This is a genomic window from Paenibacillus oralis (assembly GCF_003863965.1).
GTDB lineage: Bacteria > Bacillota > Bacilli > Paenibacillales > Paenibacillaceae > Fontibacillus > Fontibacillus oralis.
Genome location: NZ_RRCN01000001.1, coordinates 3,148,485 through 3,165,398, shown reverse-complemented (window position 1 = coordinate 3,165,398; position 16,914 = coordinate 3,148,485). Strand labels below are relative to the sequence as shown.

Genomic DNA, 16,914 nt, shown 5'->3' with positions numbered 1-16,914 from the left:
GTTTGGGGGACATAGGAGACGATGGTAACGTCCAATGCTCCAAGCGAAGCAGCGTCAAGTACGGAGGAAGTGGTGAAGCTGAACGATCCGCTTCATCAAAGTGTGTGCTCCATGTGCTACCAGCCAATTAAAATTTTGAAGCATACGATCATTTGCGGCTGTGGGAGCAAAATCAAAAACAAAATCAAATTCAAATAACTCGAGAAAAAGCTTATCCTTGTACGTCAAGGATCACTTTGAAAAAAAGAGTTAGGCCACATTTAAGAGATGATTCCTGTATTGTACAGGGTCATCTTTTTAACCCATTGGTGCAACTTCTTTAAGCGCCCCTTCTTTATTCTTATCGATTTGCTTTAATGGTCCCCATAATCAGTCCGCATCCGTGTTTGACGTATTCGATGTTGTCTCTGGTTTTTCGGAAAAGAAAAGAGAATCGTTAAGCAACGCAATAGCTAATTGTACACCGTCGATCATCCCTTGCATGTACAAACGTTCATTTTCTAAAGCCCTTCTGAAGTGGTGCTTATCCTCCCAGTCCATAAACTCGGGCAGTTTCGTTTTATCTTTCCCAGAAAACATAGCATCAAAAGCTGCGCGTTCTTCGGCACGAAGTTTACGCACGTCAGGATTGCGTTCGATTCGAGCCGAAACTTGATCTAACCTTTGCTCTATCGCGTCTAGAAACCATAACGGAAATGGCATGGTTGTTTGACCTCCTCTGAAAGGGCTAGCTTGACTGTTGTTTGATTCCAACTCGTCTATACAATTGGACAATCAATAAATCCACTTTCTTGCTTTGAGCCTGAAGCGCGCTGTTTTGAAATAGGGGGGCTCCCTGTTCAAGGGATTCACGCCCTATTTCATTTAATTTCTGTCTTTCCTCCTCAAGCGCACTAAGTAAAGAAATCATTGACCAGACCTCCGTTTTCTTCATAAAAAGTGCCCCAATTACACATTATAAATGTAAACTAATTACATTTTGTTGAATACTTTATCTGTTGTGGCTAGTATAACAGACTGATAATGGACTTAAAAGGGGTAATTTTCTTGAAAGATCAGTCCATTATGCTCAAACAAATTATCGGGAAAACCGTCAAAGCTATACGTATCAAGCACGGCTTAAGTCAAGAGGACCTGGCGCATGAGTGTGGTGTAGATCGATCCTATATTTCCATGATTGAAGTTGGTAGGAACGAACCTTCTGTTACGAAAATATTTGACCTTTGCAAAGGGCTGAAAATCAAGCCGTCCGATTTTTTCAAGCTGGTTGAGAGTGAACATGCGAAGATTCAGAAGGACGGAGAGGACAAATAATAGCGGGACACAAAGCTTTCATTAGCCTGCGCCCCGCTATTATTATTTGATCGAAAAAGAATTGCGTCATTTGTATGCTGTACCTGTAAAATCGTACATAATCGGCGTTTTATCATTCATTAAAGCCACCCTAATCGGTAACGGGTATAATCTTTCCGTCAGGATACTCCTTTAATATTTGTCCTTTATCAGACTTGTATATAATATAGGTTTCATTTGCTTTTGCATCCAATTTAGCACGCGCTCCTGTAAGTTTAATGAGTTTCTGGAGATCTTTTATTTGATTCACGTGCCTCACATCCTATTTCCTTATATATAGGGGATTGACCGATTATTATGGATATAAACCCACATCTTCAACTGGGATATGATCTTGAATGCTAGGTATTTCTTCAAATACCCCGGCACTTCTATGAACATGCTTGAACGACTCTATCTTTTTCTTTAAGTCATCAACATTTTGTACTTCGAATAGCATTTTTACTGTTTCGATGTACCTTCTTGATCTTAATCTTTGTAGAAATTCTAATTTATAGTATTCCTCATACGCATGTGTTCTTGGATACCAAACATAACTTTTCTCTGTTTCGCTAAGAACACTAAAGTAGTAAAGTAAAAGATCAGCTTGCACCACTTTCTTTCTCGTATACCTTTCCGTAACCCTATTCATCAGAATCTCAGCTGTAACACTCACTCTCCTTAGTCCTAGTCGTTTATTTCGTACTTCATCTAATGATCTGCAATATCGATCAAAGTAATCGTATGTTCTTGCCTTTATCTCTGTGTAGCTTCTATCGGGTATAAAATAAGTAGTTTGTAATAATTCGCTTAATGCTTGGAATTGCATTTTATCAATGAAGATAACAACTGTAAACAAGAACATCTCTCTTACAAGAAACTTGAAGTGATCCCACTGCTCCTCGTAAAAAGTACCGCTAAAACCTTCTGGTCTCATCGTCTTTTGCTGTAGCTGCTCAAAAAATCGAATAAATGGTTCAATTGCAACGTGTGTTTGGCTTGAACATTGCAACTCAACAAAATCTATGTAATCATTACGTAAGGTAAGCATTTCTTGGACTTTCGAGAAAACTAACTCATCTAATTCAGCTTCTCCACGTTTATACTCAAATTCGAATTGACTAAGACTATCAAGAAAGGCATCCATAAACTCTTGCGTCAAAGATGGTAATCTCTGCGGATTCCGAGTGATGGAATCTTTAATTACCTTGTTTAAGTTTGAAGTCTTGTAGTGTGCAGGTGCATCTTCAAACAACCATGATGGTATTGCACCTAAAGCAGGTTTTCTGTTCACTGGTCGGTTGAATATATTCCTGAGTAATTCTTCATATCCTTTTTCAAATTGTTCGGGAGAAGATAAGTCGATGTATTTTCTTGATTGCATATAGATAGGAATGGCTGGTTCCCCTGTATCAATATCACGTTCTGCAACTATTGGGATGAACTTCTCTTGGTTTATATCTGAATAAACTTGCTTTGATATGATTTGTGTTTCTGTACCGACTCCACCGCTACGTTCCTCTGCCTTTGTTTTGTATCCTTTATCGCAGATAACTAGAACCTTTTCTATATCTTCCGAACGAACCATACTCTCCATAAAGCCAAAAATGTCATGCCCCTCTTTTAAGTCCCACTTGTCCAATACCACATCAACATAGTTATCTCGTAGCCTAATAGCTAACTCTAATACCCAGTCCTCATGGGCTTGAGAGGTCCAGCTATAAGAAATGAAAACTTTGGGGGGCTTCAATGTTTTGTCAGTCATAGTAACATTCCCTCCTTATCACAGCTACTACTTCCCTATAAGGAAGAGGTTATCATCTTTATAACTGATATGGCTTAAACATAACATCAGTACATTAACCCATAACTATTGTACCATATGTTGGAATCTGCGTTATCGTATCGTTTGAATTTTCACTTCTAGTAGCCGAATAGGTATGTATCGCTCATATTACAGCTACTAAGAGAATTTCTGATGTAAACCACCCTCGTCTACAATTTACGTATTCAGCTCCTGCTTCGAAATTATTGACACAAAAATGCCCCCTCAATAAAGATAGGGCAATTCCACATTACTTCTCACTCTTTATGTCCGTTCCAAACTAATATTAAACAGCACTCCACATGCACCGTATGCGGGCGCCTCATTATTGCGGCTTCAGCTATAGTAACGGGAAACCGCGTAAAACATAGATCTCCTAATCACTTGACAATGCGATACCTGATGTTATAACGAATTAACATCATTTTTCACATCAGATTCACATAAAAAAGTCACCTGTGAAGGTGACGGAAAAATCTATTTGCGAACAGTATCACGTTTTTTAATTAGTTTTGACTTTAGATTTTCAATTTCAGTCATTCTGTCAAAAAGTACCTCTTGTTTTTTTCCATCTTCCATAATCAACTTTTGTAGGCGATCCTTTTCATCAAAATAATAATTGAAAATTACTCGTTCTCCTTCTTCCAGCTTACAGCAGGATTCAGCGTGTAGTCCTTGTCCATTATTTGAAAACTTCACATATTCGTAATTTGGTAATTTTGCATTAGCTAACAATTCCGTTGGGGTAAGAATGTAGCCCTCCATTAAATTGTATAACTCACGAATCCCTGTCATTTAAATTTCCTCCCAATTCAGATTCTAATATCTGATCCATTACTTTATAAATATCTTCAACATATCTCATGGCTGCTTCATATTCTTGCTGCCCCCATGTTTCCCTCTTGCTATTGCCCACTGACTCATTGACTCTTTGCTCAAGATACATTGCCATCATAGCTGCATTATGTTTATCGCTGTCAGGAATCCATGGATACTTTTTAAATAGTCGGGATTTATTAAGATCTTTATCTTCTTTACGAATATTATATTTTATTATTAACTCAGGCACCATCTCATCTTTAATTCTGTCGTCTAGATTTCGCTTTTTTCTATAAATAAACTTATCGGGGCGGAGTATTTTCTCTGATGGAGTCCCCTCTTCTTCCCTCCGAACCATTTGAAGTAAGACGTCTTCAGGATAGTTTGGAAGGACTTCTTTTAATTTTTGTAGTTTTTCTCGCTCTTCAGCTATTCTTCGTTCCCGCTCCTCCAGTAATTGAGTATTAATAAAATTATCGGTTATAAACGCGCCGTCTCCATCCTCTTGAACATGCCCTGTCTGCTTATTAATTATTCGGTCAGTTACATTCCCATCCAATAAAGAGGAGGATTCACGCTCATTGAATTTGATTACCTCACTCTTCTCTTGTTCTTTTTTATAAAACTCCCACAGATCGTCAAGGTTTAATTCATGATGGTGTACGACGCTGGCTATATTATCTTCATTGTTTACAACTTCTTCCGGATCAATTGCTCGTAATACTCGACCAACAAACTGCTCATAAGGAAGCCGTTGTCTAAAAGGTCTAAAAATAGCTGCTACAGAAAGGTATTTATGATCATATCCTTCCCCTAATTTAGCGACATGAATAACCACTTCAACCTTATGGTTCTCTATTGCGCTTAGCGCGGCACCCAATTGCGTCGGTTGCAATTTGCTATGAACTAAAGCTACATCCATTCCAAAATCTTCATATAATGAAACTAGCTGTTCTGCATGATATATACTACAAGCAACAGCTATTATTTTATGGGGCACTCCAGTTTTCCTTTTTTCTTTCAATATCTCAACACTCTCACTAACTACCTTTAGACTACAGTCTTTCGAATACGCAATTGACCTGGAAATCCAATCCTCATCTTTAAGTCCCATTTCTCGTATCTGGTCTATTGAATAGAGAATGTTATCGTTACGATCCAAAGTAAGGTACAGTTTATCTGGCACATACTTAACTCTCTCCAGAGATTTTATGTAACCTTTCGCCATTGCTTTACTAAGAGGGTATTTAAACACATATTTACCCTCAATATTTTCACCATCTGATCGAAAGGGGGTACCGGTTAGCTTAACAACTTTAGCGGAGGAGAAATATGACAATGCTTTTTCCCATGTTGGCGCAGTGGAGTGATGTGCTTCGTCAATAATGATCATATCAAAGTAATCGGGCGGTACTTTTTTACTAAGAGCTTTCTCCAGTCTCTCTTGGAGTTTATGAATGTTTAGAATAACTATATTAGCTTCATCTAAGGCCCATTTGGGAGTCTCGCTGCTATATTCAATAACTGCAGGGAGATCATTGAATTTATTGAAAATATTTCTGAGTATCCAAAAATTTTTAGGGTGTTCCGGATCCAAAGAATCCAATACAGCATCTTTAATTACCAATTGAGGGGTAATAATAAGTACTCTGCCAAGCGCATTTCCAAATGGAATTAAACCCATAACTCCTGTTTTCCCTACACCAGTAGGGAGAACGATAATGGCATGTTCCTTATTCCCTTGAATGGTGAAATGGTCATATACCGCTTTGTATGCATCTAATTGTGGTTCCCTAAGATTATCGTTTGATTCAATATTAGGAATCGATTCAATAAAATAATTATTATTCATCTAGCAAAACTCCTTAAATATATTTGGGTTACTACAATGAATAATTCGTTCACTGTCCCTCCTTTTATTACTTTAAAGTACATTTTCTTAGTTATTTCGATTCATTCGACATAAAAGTAGGTAAATCCTCCCAAAAATATTTGGATTATTATTGTCCTCACTTCAGTGACTATAAGGGTAGCGCCCATGAAAGAATCTCCACGAAACCTTGCCTCTCTCAATTCAGTAACCCCTAGTCCTATCGATGACTTTCAATGTAGACAGACCGTGTTTAGCGGTAGTTTTCCTTATCAGGATGCCGTGGCTCCGAGTTTTAAACTTCTTGATATCTAAAAAAAGAACGCCGGGGCTACCGACGTCCTTTTATTCCCACTCTTCCGTTCCGCTCGCGCCTAATCAACTACCAAAACAAGCGGCGAACCTTATCGTTTCGCAGCCACAGTCCTCCCCAGGCAAGAATCGCCATATAAACCGCAAACAGCGTATGCGAAAACAAGGGAGCGTCCACGCGAATTTGCGTGGCGACCACGCCGCCGTAAAAAGCGGTCAGCAGTACCGCGCCCAGGACGGCCGTCCTCGGAATGGCGTACAGCACGGTAGAGAGAAGCGCGAGGATGCCAATGGTCACGATATGATGCTCGGCAAACCCGAGCGTCAGCGTGCCCTCCACAACGACGGCCGGCTTAAAAAGCTTGGATATGCCGTCGAACAACATAAACAAAATGACAATACCGCTCATAATTCGCCCCGTCCAGAGACGGCCTTTGGATATTTTTTCGGTCATCGTTCGTCCACCTCGATCATGAATTTACACGTATCATAGCATGAACGACGATCCTTCGTTTCTTATGGATTGCCATCTTTTTGAGCCGCTACTCTTCTGCATTCTCCAGCTTATTCCGAACGCTGCGCTAACTTCGCAAACGCTTCGCTGATGTTTTTCATTCGATCTTCCACTTTTTTCGCCGCCGCATCCAAAGTATAGCCATCATCCAAGAGCTCCTTGATTAAAAGAACTTTTTTCACGTTCAAATAATCGTATTTTCGCGTGGTCCCCTCGGTTTCTTTCGATGAATGGATGATCCCTTTTTCTTCCCAGTACCTTATTTGTCTGGTGGGAACGCCTGAAATTTCGGATACTTCACCTATCCCCACAACCAATTTGCCCAATAAATCGAAATCCAAAAGGATATTTTTAAGCTCTTCGTTCGAGTTCATGTCATCACCTTCAATGAAAATAATGAAAATATTGCTTTGAAGATATTTTACCTCAAATGACGATCTGCTACAAATTTTAGTTTTATATTGACATTGATTGTAATCTAGTTACAATGAATGTTGTGATCATACATTTTTCGCAAATCAATTACTAAGGAGATGTTATTTATGCCGATTATCAATGTAGACTGCTGGGAAGGTTTTAATGAGCAACAAAAAAAGGAATGGATTAAGGCACTAACCGATGCTACTGTAAATCTTTTTAACCTGCCTCCCGATAAGGTTTTGGTGATCCTGCGGGAAACGCCGTTGACCAATTGGGGGCAAGCCGGAGCAATTGCCGCTGACCCCGACTTTTTGGAAAAAAGCCGCATCACGGACATTTCACAGCAACGAAGCGAATAGCCTGGAGGATTATTCCGGCGGGTGGTCTTTGCAATTTAAGGAGGGGCTTTAATTGGCACAGCTTGTTGAAAGAATGAATGCAAAACCAGATCAACACAACTACTCTTTAGTAACTGCCATACTGACTTGGTGCGGTTTGGCGGTTGTATCGAGCCTTTACATCACGATTCCTTTGGTCTCTATCTTTGCGGATGCGTTTCATGTAGCGCCGTCGCAATCATCCTGGGTAAGCAGCTCTTTCTCGTTCACCTACGCCGTTGGTTTTCTTTTCTTTGGGACATTATCGGAAAAGTACGGAAGAAGACAAACGATGCTTTACGGTTTGGTCGCTTTATGCCTGTTATCTCCTTTGCTTGGACTTGTCCACAGCCTGCCGGGGCTGATCCTGCTCCGAGCCGTTCAAGGCTTTGCCGCCGCATCGTTTGGTCCCGTTGTCCTTGCTTATATCGTGGAACTGTATCCGATTGAAAAAAGAGTGACAACCATTGGTTTTGTCAGTACAGGCTTCTTGATGGCAGGCATTATCGGCCAGGTTTTCAGCAGTATGATCAGCATAAATCTTGGCTGGTCCTATGTTTTTTATATTCTGGGGGGAATCTATTTGCTGTCGGCTATTTTGTTCGGTGGCTTGGTTCCAAGAGGAGAAGTCAAAAAGAATCAAGTAAGCATGGGGAGTACATTCCGACAGATCCGGGCTGTATTTTCGAATACATCGCTGTTGTTTTGCTACCTCGTAACGATCACGCTTCTTTTTTCTTTTGTCGGAATGTACAGCACGCTGGGAAATTATTTAAGCCAAACTCCCTTTGCCTTAAGCAGCAACCAAATTCTATTGGTGCGGGCCGTCGGAATTGTCGGGATGTTAGCATCTCCGTTTGCCGGGCGGTTAGCCGGTAAATTTGGCGCCAAACGTGTTTTACAAGGCGGGCTGCTCTTAGCGACAGCGGGTCTCGTCATCATTGGAATCAGCTCCAATCTCCCGATTCTGATTGGTATGAGCATCGTTTTTGTTACGGGTATAGCGATTTCCGTACCTACCTTAATCACGTTAATCGGAAGTATAGCAGGTGAGGCAAGAGCGATCGGTGTTACTCTATACACTTTTATACTGTTTATTGGCGCTACTCTTGGGCCGATCGCCGCATTGAACCTGATGAAATTCGGAAGTTATACCCTGACTTTTGAGGTATTGGCATTCATCATAGGCATCGGATTGCTGGCTTCGTTTCCGGTTAAAGCAAATGGTAATTCAAAGTGATACAAGGCCAAGCAAGGAAAAGAGCAAACCAAGAATTTCGCATGAGGTGACCAACATGAATCATGTCTTTCAAACAAACATTTCCGTAAAAGAAGAGGACTACAGCGAATCATTGAAAAAGGTCCTGCAGCTACTAACGATTCCGGATGGATATGTCCTGAAAACGGTACAAAGCCAAAAGCAAAACGCTGAAGACGTCTGGTGGTTCCGCTATGAAAAAGCATCCGGCGAAAACCATGGTCCGGGAGGCGAATATTTTTCGTTTGTTATAAAAAAAAGCAGCAATAAACTCCTGGGATTTACTTGGATGGATAAAACTTTGGCGGAAGGAGAACTTCCGACGAAGGAAGCTGCTAAAGCAAGCGCGAAAGAATTTTTAGACAAGCTTGAGCCGGGCCTATTTGCAAAATTGGATAACTTATGGATCGACAAACATGATGAAAGCATCCTAGTAAAAAACGGAGCGAACCAAGAAAATACAATAATTTCAGGAATGAAATATAAATGCTACTTGAAAGAAAGCGATAGCTACGCTTGGGTCATTGTCGGGAAAAACGGAAAAGTCATTACCTTTGAACAAGAAATCAAATGGGTCAACGGTAGAGTTACCGAGAAATGGCTGCATGATAGTTGAGTTAGAGACAGATCATGACACTAAAAAGCCCTTCACTCGCAAAAAACGAATGAAGGGCTTCTCCAATTCAACTAGTTGACGGGTGAGGAGGAGTGAACCTCCATCTCCTTCTTAGCGGGAAGGTGTTCTCGTTAAACTATCACCCTACACAGGAAGGATTGAGACCTTCATCTCCTGCTTGAGAGGCAGGCGCCTTAATTAAGCTACTGTGTGAGAAAATTTTATCATATGTTATGATGGATGTAAATCATTTCTCAAGGTGGTAAGATGAAGAACCCGGGAACAGCAACCGAAAACGGCCGAAAATTTAGATGCTATATATGCAAAGAACCGAATCCGGTCGTACACGACCACTATACCAAGCTATGCCGGGCCTGCGGCGAATACAATGAAATGAAACGGACAGCCAGGCATCATCTGGACAACTACATCGCTCTGGTGACGGGCGGCCGGACAAAAATCGGCTATCATACGGCGCTGCGTCTGCTCCGCGATGGTGCACGGGTTATTTTAACGACTCGGTTTCCATATGATGCGCTGCAGCGTTATATCAAGGAGCCCGACTTTGACACTTGGAAGGATCGTATTCATATTTACGGGTTGGATTTTCGCCAAATCGAAAGAGTCGAAATGTTCGCTCACTACATCAACAAGGAATTCCCTTACATCGACATTATTATCAATAATGCTGCGCAGACGGTGAGAATGTCCCCCGAGGAACACGATGGGTTGATGCTAAAAGAAGCGGAACTCCAAAAGCAGCTTTTTGGCGGACAAGGGTCTCCGCAACTTGCCGGTGGAGCCGCCCTTCCCCGCATCGCCAATCCGATAAACAGCGAAACGGCGGATTCTCCATATCTGCAGTTGCTGAATCCGGAACGAAGCTTGCCGGCTTCCTCTTCACAGCTGCAAAATTCATGGACGGCGGAGTCCCAACAAATTTCCGTGGTTGAGATGCTTGAAGTTCAATTGATCAACGTGACCGCGCCCTTTTTAATCAATACCAAATTGAAAGATGCCATGACGCGAAGTCCGAATCCAAACCGATTTATCGTAAATGTATCCGCGGCGGAAGGCCGTTTTCAAATGAAAAGAAAAGGAGGCTACCACGTTCACACCAACATGGCAAAAGCCTCGCTGAATATGATGACTCTAACCATGTCCAAGGAATATAAAAAGGAGCGCATCTTCATTACGAGCGTAGATCCCGGATGGGTATCGAACCAGTTCCCGGAACAGGCAAAGGCCCGCAAGGCGATCGAACTGCCTCTGGACTTTGAGGATGCCGCAGCCAGAATCTGCGATCCGGTTTATGAGGGCAAAGATGCCGAGCGCCCTTGGACCGGGGTATTTTTAAAGGATTACAAGCAGGTGGATTGGTGAAAAAGAAAGCTCTCTTTCGTCGGGAAAGAGAGCTTTTCTTCGTTTGAACAAGAGCTGCGGAATATTTTTTACTGTCATAGCAGATACGCACTTAATATATTCAGGACTTAATTCGCAAAATGCGCCGGAGGAAGTCTTTAAAATCGACCAAACTACTATTTGGTCGAAGAGGAATAGCACCGACTCCCGTTCGAGCATCTCCCTGCTCATAAAAGCATAATTCATCAGAGTTAGTCCCTGGATATAGAATACAAGCAAGCCGTACTGACTGGATTCCATCCTTATAAGCATGCATTTTATGAATGTCTTCTTTTTTAAATGTAAAAGCGTCTTTTACACCCAAATCTTCAATCTCATATTGCTCGGCGTCTTCCATCACAGAAGATAAAAATCGAAGCTTGAATTTTGCATCGAAGACATACAGATCCCCACAAAACTCAATAACGATATCCGGCCTGTACGGTAACGAATAAGACTGAATTTGTTTATTTCCGGAAAAAGAACGATTATAGGCAACAATTAACGGTTTGCCATCCAACTCATACACTGTAGAAATTCCATTTCCAAGGGTATGCCGGAACGGATCCGTTTGAGTAACCCAGGCCTGTTTAGGCTTTAATGCAAACTCATCTTCTATCGCCTGAAGAGTTTTGAAATACGTCCATACTTCATACAACTTTGCGATATCCTTTTGTTCGATCGCCTGATGCAAGCTGCGATTATCCAGCGGTTGATAGAACGCGCCGATAAGAGCCCGATACAAATCCAATACTTCCTTATAACCGGAACGGCGTTGAAGCGCAATGGATTGGAACGGAAGTGCGCTCATGACCCCAATTTCCTGAATGAACTCGCTGTGAAGCTGTTGCTCTAGCTGTTGAATCATTTCATTAGCTTCACCGATCAATTGCTGTTTATTTAGAACATTCCCTTTACTATTCAATGCCTTAATGAAACGATACAAAACCTCCTGACACATTTCCAGGACATAACGGACAAAACGATTTTCTGTAGTGTCAAGCGTTCTGAGAATAACAGTGTCTTGAACCTTCACAGGAAACATCATATCATTCTTTGCGTCCAAAAGATGACGACCAAGACCCGTTTGTTGAAGCTTATGATACTCCGGCAGACGAACCGCTGTACCGATATTTGTTATGAGACTAGTCAGGATGGTTGTGGAAACCTTACTGAGTTGCCAAACATCCTGGGTTCGCACCGCAAGCGACTCCTTACGCAACGGGTCGCGCTTGATGGCTTCGATCGCGCCCATCAGCCGCAGTTCAGGTTGTTTTAGCCAATAACGTACCACAAGAAAGGCATGATATAAGATTTCACTCGACTGGATATCAGTACTTTCTACAGTAACAACGGAGTTAGTATTAAAGTCGAAAGGCAAGAGCGCCATTTTCTCCACAATATCCGTAACCATACAGTCGAATTCGCTCTCGGTCAGTTTAGATTTACATCTTACGGTTAATTGTTTACCCATGAACACCACGGTACCAACCGAATTACCCGCATTGAAAATGCCAATCCATTCCCCATCCCTGCACGTGAATAAAGATGGATGCTGCTCCCTTGCCTTTCTTGCCTTCTCGGTATCATCAAACACAATGATATAGCCGGTACATGTTTCTACGACTGTTCCATCAACAATATCATTATACTTCATCACTTCCATGGCGGACCCTATTCAATGAAACTAACGAAGCCATATTGCTCCAATCGTACGATCATGGCATACAGTTTTTTTGCGGAGCGGTGAAAGCTAATCCCGTCTGTCTTAAATTGCGAGTTCGCTTCATGTGCCTTCGTGTCCTTTCCTTCCGAAAACGCATGGAGAAACCCGCGGTCTGCATCCGATAAGGCAGTTTTCTGACCTGTTCTACCATTATCAATTCCACAAAAATAAACAAGTAAATCCATAAGAGGTTGTTGCAATCTAGCCCGGTTTCCATGTAGTTTCGGCAAAATTCGTTGCATAATCTGCAGATCCAAAGCGTCCATCATTTCCATGCACCCAAGCTCTGCCGCATTCGCCAAAAAAAATAATATTTCATCGACGACGCGGTATCCGAACGGAAGCCGATGAGACTGCAAAATACGGTGGAGTTTTGTGATAGATTGAAAAGCTTTCTCAAGGTCTGGAGTCCACTCCCAGGATTTTTTGATCAAACGCTCATGATAGCGGCCCTTATCCGTAAATGTGTTGATTACTTCCGAATCAGCGTACCTCTCGTTCTGATCTATAACGTCAAAAGTTGCTCGATATCCCTCTAAGTCGATTTCGTTAATTTCAATCACATTGGCTCGATCGAGTACCTTTGGACTGAACATGTATGTAGTTTCGTCGATATTTACTGTCCCGGTAAAATACACATTCTCCGGAATCTCCAATGTTGGAGGAATTTCGTATTCCACTCCGTTTTCATCTTCGATCGGAATCGGCGGCTGATCATGTAAACGGAGATGCTCGCTTCGTATGGTTTTGCCCGATACCCGCCTGCTCTCGAGGCAACTAAGAAAATCCGAAAAATAGTATTCAACTTTGGCGAGATTCATCTCGTCAAAAATAACGAAGTATGGCTTCTCTCGATCTTTCCTCGCCTTTAGCAATAGGAAGAGCAGTTCGGTTGCCTGGTACTCTTCGGTGATGGGGTTGTAATATCCGAGCAAGCTCTTGTTGTCGACCCAGTCCGGTCGGACAGAAAGAAAGGCATGCCTCTTTTTTTCTAAACAATGCTGCCCATGTGCTGCCGGCTTACCCAAGCGGATAATGTCTCCATGCTCATCAGCTTCAAAACTGATGCGGATCCACTCCCCTATCGGGTAACGCTCCTTTAACGTTTTCGCTACCGCGCCCCGCAAAAATAATTGTACTGCCCCATGTCCGCTGTTTCGATTCCGGTAAACCTTGCAAACCTCTTGAACTTCATCGACAAATACATTAACTTCGACGGATTGCCCTGGCAAAGGTAAATCCAACAAGTCTTCATATTGCTTCTTAATCGTGATTCGATTGAATTTATGATATGATTCCTGAACCCGATTATCATAACTCTGATTATCATTTGGCGATGTTTCTATTTCTACGAACTCAGGAGGACTCATATATTGCGCAAACAGCTGAGCAAGCTTTGTCTTACCTGTTCCGGAAATACCCGAGAGCAGCACAAAAGGCTTAGACCGAAGCGAAGTAATATAGGTATTGATCAACTCATCACCAAACGCAAAACCTTTTGATCGCATGTTTTCGATAAATGGCTGAAACATTCGCTTCGCCTTCCCTCCTTTAGCGTTTTCTGGAATCTCCTCATTCAGAAAATTCCAAACATTATAGAACCCTTCGGCGTCCATTTGGAAGCAAACATATGAACCCATGACACTGTCTTGCGGGACCCCTACAAACTTCTTAAAGTTTGACTGAATGATCTTCCCCGGCTCTTTTACCAAAAACCAATTCACGCCGATTCGCTGGCCCCAGGGTTCTCCATCGATATTCATCAGAAATTCGGGGGCCGTTTCTTCAAAAAAGGTTCTGCTAACCTGTCCAACCGCAACAATCGATTTATTCCCTGAATAAGCAACAATATAGTCATTGTAACGAATCGATTGCATTAACGTACAATTTCGTTTCACCGACGCTCTATCCTGCTTCCCGACCTCATACTGGGCAGCAGCAACACCGTACTCAAGGCTGTTTCTCCATACTTCTGGATATTTGTCCGCGGATACATTAAACAACCAGTAAGCGGGTGAAGTTTGGGAGAGCAGCATTGTAATTAAAGTTTTCCATTCATCGTCTTCCACTTTAAAATTAGATCCCCGAACGATTCGAGCGGCAAGTTGCTTTAGCGGATCTTGTGTCATGCCCGACTTTAAAATGGGGGCGGATAACAAACTTATGTATTCTACGTTAACGCGGTATTTACAGACATCCTCAGGAGGAGCTTGATACGGCTCTTGTTTTAAGACGCCGACCGCATAAATGCCAGCCTCTCCTTTGGAGTTCCCTTCTCCTCCACTCGACTTCCATAACAGTACCGCATCTCCCGGTTGCATCTGCCCCCAATGTGCATTGACTCTCCAAGATTCCGTCTGTTTCCCCGAGTGGAAATCCGCGAAGACGTCATAGTCCTCCGGATTCCACTGAAAGACCCATGCTTGTTTGGCGTTATGAACCACTTCCTGTAGACTACCGTCTGTCATATTAGAGCCCCTCCTGACGATACAACACCCATTTCCCGCTCTGCGGGCAAAGTAATAACTTGTTTCGCATCCAATTTGATTTGCTCAGAGTAACGTTGTACTGTGTTCAATAATCGTAAAATTTACAGACTCTTTTGAAAACCTTAATTTCTGAATTCGCTTTGAATCCGCAAGAAGTTCGAATAATTGTAGAGGCCTTATGTGAAATGCCGATAATCTACCGTTCCACAACCCATCGTACTTAATTACCAGGAGCAGTTGCCGGTTACTTGACAAACATTTTCGTTTTTCAAAGTTCCCTAGAAACCACTTTAATTCTTGGCGGAAAATCGTGAATATCGCACTTTTGTCATTGATTGTTGTGTGCATTTTTAAATACCGGTGATTTTTCGAAACAAATAGCCCTTTAAAGAAGGAGAGAGGCATTTTCTCAAAGTCGTTTAGGCTTTCCGCCTTCTCAGGAAAATAGACTTCTTCTCGGTAAATACGTTTCAGAATTTGCTTGAACTCCATGATCTTGGATTCTTCAGTTACCTTGCCTTTTATCCATTGACCTTTCTTATAAATTGGTTTGCAGGGCTTAGAGTAATCCAAAAAGTGACGTATCGTTTCACGAACTGATTCAACGTTATCGTCAACAGTAATCCTGCTCATAACCTCTACGTTATAATTTATCCTATCAGACGACTCCCCGAGACCCCGGTCTGTAAAATTCGCGGACCCGTGATAGAAAGCGTACCCTTCATTAAACTCGAAATAATAGAGCTTAGCATGGAGTCTATCATACTGTCTCCATTCAATTCTCTCTTCAACCTCTTTCTGCGGCTGACCAGTTATTCCGTTTCTCGGTCCTTCTTGTTCGTCCCTGATATCAAAGATAACAGTAAAGGAGGCTGCATTCCGTGCAGAGCACAAGTTACGCCAATAACGAATGGTCTCCATACTCAGGTATGGGGATACGATAATGACCTGCTTGGCCTTTTTCACGTCATGCCCAAATTGCTTATAGAACTCCTCATCATGCGGTATACGGTATAAAATCATTTCTTCTCCTGCAGGCTCTCTACTTCATACCCCTTTGTCATGAATTAGAAGGCAAAGGTATCTTATACGTGTATATTATGGCTTAACCAACCAATTATTAAGGGTATCCCCCTACTTCAGTCAAAGAGATATATTTCAAACCCTTCATCTCTTATATTTTCAATGAGTTGGTCTAATATGCTTTGTATCTAAAACAAAGTTCATGAGTATATCGGCCCACATCTATTGTACCATATACTGGAATTTGCACTATCATGTTGTTCGAATTTTTACTCCTAATAGCCGAGTAGGTGTGTGTCGCCCAATATAACAGATTATGAAAGTGTCGATTAATTTGTTTGGGGGACATTTTTAGACCGAACTCGTAAAAACATGTTTGTCAGATCGATTCTAAGCCAATTTTATTATTCTTTGCTCAGCCCCCTCAAAAAAATCGATCTGAGAGGAAAAAATCGCCTATAATTAATCGACATTATTACTATGAGCCTTCCCCACTCCCGGCCATTCTTACGCATTATGCGCCAACTTCTATCATACAAAGACAAAATACTCTCTCAATAAAGAAAGGACATTTCCAAATTACCATCCCACTTCTTTGCTAACAAAGTCGAGTGTATTATTCACATTGCTCAAAGAACAAATACTTTGTAATTATCTGCTTTAATTTTTTCTGTAAGTGCTTGATGCTCCCCATATCCTCACCTGTTTCAATTATAGTTAATCCAAACTCATCTGGTTCTCAGCCACCAATTGATCCCTTTACCCACGGGTGAAAAACAGGTGGAGTGGGATGTAGTGCTAACACAGCCTGTCCTGCTCTTATTGCTATGAGAGATATAATCTAAATGCATATTAGTATTAAATTAAAGTGTACCTGGATGGCACACTAAATATACATTATCATTTTCCATTCTTGAGTATTAGAAGGTTAT

General features: G+C 41.7%; 16 protein-coding genes, 1 tRNA gene and 1 pseudogene. 6 read left to right on the top strand and 12 right to left on the bottom strand.

Annotated features, from left to right (window positions below):
• The first annotated feature begins 21 nt into the window (after window positions 1–21).
• Window positions 22–198, top strand: a complete 177-nt coding sequence (locus EHV15_RS36510; protein ID WP_178075853.1) for a hypothetical protein — start codon at window positions 22–24, stop codon at window positions 196–198.
• A gap of 171 nt (window positions 199–369) precedes the next feature.
• On the opposite strand, the gene EHV15_RS14355 is transcribed toward EHV15_RS36510, so the two are convergent.
• A complete protein-coding gene (locus tag EHV15_RS14355; RefSeq protein ID WP_128631805.1) occupies window positions 370–702 on the bottom strand; it encodes a hypothetical protein in 333 nt (110 codons plus the stop codon).
• Between the two features lie 25 nt (window positions 703–727).
• Window positions 728–934 (bottom strand): aspartyl-phosphate phosphatase Spo0E family protein, encoded by a 207-nt coding sequence (locus EHV15_RS14350; protein ID WP_246061560.1) that lies wholly within the window; start codon window positions 932–934, stop codon window positions 728–730.
• Between the two features lie 113 nt (window positions 935–1,047).
• Between EHV15_RS14350 and EHV15_RS14345 the strand changes: the two genes are divergently transcribed.
• Window positions 1,048–1,314, top strand: coding sequence for a helix-turn-helix domain-containing protein (locus tag EHV15_RS14345; protein WP_246061558.1), 267 nt, complete (start codon window positions 1,048–1,050; stop codon window positions 1,312–1,314).
• 130 nt (window positions 1,315–1,444) lie between these two features.
• Here the strand turns inward: EHV15_RS14345 and EHV15_RS36505 are convergent, their stop codons facing one another.
• The 6 genes from EHV15_RS36505 to EHV15_RS14320 all read right to left on the bottom strand — a co-directional run bounded on the left by EHV15_RS36505 (window position 1,445) and on the right by EHV15_RS14320 (window position 6,998).
• Window positions 1,445–1,603, bottom strand: a complete 159-nt coding sequence (locus EHV15_RS36505; RefSeq protein WP_178075852.1) for a hypothetical protein — start codon at window positions 1,601–1,603, stop codon at window positions 1,445–1,447.
• A gap of 45 nt (window positions 1,604–1,648) precedes the next feature.
• Window positions 1,649–3,097 (bottom strand): SEFIR domain-containing protein, encoded by a 1,449-nt coding sequence (locus EHV15_RS14340; RefSeq protein WP_128631804.1) that lies wholly within the window; start codon window positions 3,095–3,097, stop codon window positions 1,649–1,651.
• A 537-nt stretch (window positions 3,098–3,634) separates the two neighbouring features.
• Window positions 3,635–3,952: a hypothetical protein gene (locus EHV15_RS14335; RefSeq protein ID WP_128631803.1), complete on the bottom strand. Its 318-nt coding sequence runs from the start codon at window positions 3,950–3,952 to the stop codon at window positions 3,635–3,637.
• Window positions 3,936–5,828, bottom strand: a complete 1,893-nt coding sequence (locus EHV15_RS14330; protein WP_128631802.1) for a DEAD/DEAH box helicase — start codon at window positions 5,826–5,828, stop codon at window positions 3,936–3,938. Before EHV15_RS14330 ends, EHV15_RS14335 begins: the two co-directional genes overlap by 17 nt.
• Before the next feature lie 400 nt (window positions 5,829–6,228).
• Window positions 6,229–6,612, bottom strand: coding sequence for a DoxX family protein (locus tag EHV15_RS14325; protein WP_036625715.1), 384 nt, complete (start codon window positions 6,610–6,612; stop codon window positions 6,229–6,231).
• Between the two features lie 110 nt (window positions 6,613–6,722).
• Entirely contained in the window at window positions 6,723–6,998 is a 276-nt protein-coding gene (locus EHV15_RS14320; RefSeq protein ID WP_246061552.1) for a MerR family transcriptional regulator, read from the bottom strand.
• A gap of 216 nt (window positions 6,999–7,214) precedes the next feature.
• On the opposite strand from EHV15_RS14320, the gene EHV15_RS14315 reads away from it, so the two are divergent.
• The 3 genes from EHV15_RS14315 to EHV15_RS14305 are packed head-to-tail and all read left to right on the top strand — an operon-like array spanning window position 7,215 to window position 9,343.
• Complete coding sequence (locus EHV15_RS14315) at window positions 7,215–7,451, top strand: tautomerase family protein (protein WP_178075851.1); 237 nt, start codon at window positions 7,215–7,217, stop codon at window positions 7,449–7,451.
• 52 nt (window positions 7,452–7,503) lie between these two features.
• Window positions 7,504–8,709 carry an MFS transporter gene (locus EHV15_RS14310; protein WP_246061551.1) on the top strand — a complete coding sequence of 402 codons (1,206 nt, stop codon included), beginning with the start codon at window positions 7,504–7,506 and terminating at the stop codon, window positions 8,707–8,709.
• A gap of 55 nt (window positions 8,710–8,764) precedes the next feature.
• Entirely contained in the window at window positions 8,765–9,343 is a 579-nt protein-coding gene (locus tag EHV15_RS14305) for a YcdB/YcdC domain-containing protein (RefSeq protein ID WP_128631800.1), read from the top strand.
• A 144-nt stretch (window positions 9,344–9,487) separates the two neighbouring features.
• Here EHV15_RS14305 and EHV15_RS36500 read toward each other — a convergent pair.
• Window positions 9,488–9,556 (bottom strand) — tRNA-Glu (locus EHV15_RS36500).
• Window positions 9,557–9,610: 54 nt separating this feature from the next.
• Between EHV15_RS36500 and EHV15_RS14300 the strand changes: the two genes are divergently transcribed.
• On the top strand, window positions 9,611–10,726 hold the full coding sequence (locus tag EHV15_RS14300) for an SDR family NAD(P)-dependent oxidoreductase (protein ID WP_128631799.1): 1,116 nt from the start codon (window positions 9,611–9,613) through the stop codon (window positions 10,724–10,726).
• A 100-nt stretch (window positions 10,727–10,826) separates the two neighbouring features.
• Here EHV15_RS14300 and EHV15_RS14295 read toward each other — a convergent pair whose 3' ends face one another.
• From EHV15_RS14295 to EHV15_RS14285, 3 genes and pseudogenes are all read right to left on the bottom strand, one after another.
• Entirely contained in the window at window positions 10,827–12,410 is a 1,584-nt protein-coding gene (locus tag EHV15_RS14295) for a DUF2357 domain-containing protein (RefSeq protein ID WP_128631798.1), read from the bottom strand.
• Window positions 12,411–13,014: 604 nt separating this feature from the next.
• Window positions 13,015–14,881, bottom strand: a pseudogene (locus tag EHV15_RS14290) (EVE domain-containing protein); the annotation flags it as partial.
• Window positions 14,882–15,022: 141 nt separating this feature from the next.
• Complete coding sequence (locus EHV15_RS14285) at window positions 15,023–15,982, bottom strand: phospholipase D-like domain-containing protein (protein ID WP_128631796.1); 960 nt, start codon at window positions 15,980–15,982, stop codon at window positions 15,023–15,025.
• Window positions 15,983–16,914 lie beyond the last annotated feature (932 nt).

Coding starts and splice junctions, on each gene's coding strand:
- EHV15_RS14330 (WP_128631802.1), bottom strand. CDS start 5,828: ATGAATAATAATTATTTTATTGAATCGATTCCTAATATTGAATCAAAC.
- EHV15_RS36510 (WP_178075853.1), top strand. CDS start 22: ATGGTAACGTCCAATGCTCCAAGCGAAGCAGCGTCAAGTACGGAGGAA.
- EHV15_RS14355 (WP_128631805.1), bottom strand. CDS start 702: ATGCCATTTCCGTTATGGTTTCTAGACGCGATAGAGCAAAGGTTAGAT.
- EHV15_RS14300 (WP_128631799.1), top strand. CDS start 9,611: ATGAAGAACCCGGGAACAGCAACCGAAAACGGCCGAAAATTTAGATGC.
- EHV15_RS14315 (WP_178075851.1), top strand. CDS start 7,215: ATGCCGATTATCAATGTAGACTGCTGGGAAGGTTTTAATGAGCAACAA.
- EHV15_RS14340 (WP_128631804.1), bottom strand. CDS start 3,097: ATGACTGACAAAACATTGAAGCCCCCCAAAGTTTTCATTTCTTATAGC.
- EHV15_RS14295 (WP_128631798.1), bottom strand. CDS start 12,410: ATGGAAGTGATGAAGTATAATGATATTGTTGATGGAACAGTCGTAGAA.
- EHV15_RS14285 (WP_128631796.1), bottom strand. CDS start 15,982: ATGATTTTATACCGTATACCGCATGATGAGGAGTTCTATAAGCAATTT.
- EHV15_RS14305 (WP_128631800.1), top strand. CDS start 8,765: ATGAATCATGTCTTTCAAACAAACATTTCCGTAAAAGAAGAGGACTAC.
- EHV15_RS14350 (WP_246061560.1), bottom strand. CDS start 934: ATGAAGAAAACGGAGGTCTGGTCAATGATTTCTTTACTTAGTGCGCTT.
- EHV15_RS14335 (WP_128631803.1), bottom strand. CDS start 3,952: ATGACAGGGATTCGTGAGTTATACAATTTAATGGAGGGCTACATTCTT.
- EHV15_RS14325 (WP_036625715.1), bottom strand. CDS start 6,612: ATGACCGAAAAAATATCCAAAGGCCGTCTCTGGACGGGGCGAATTATG.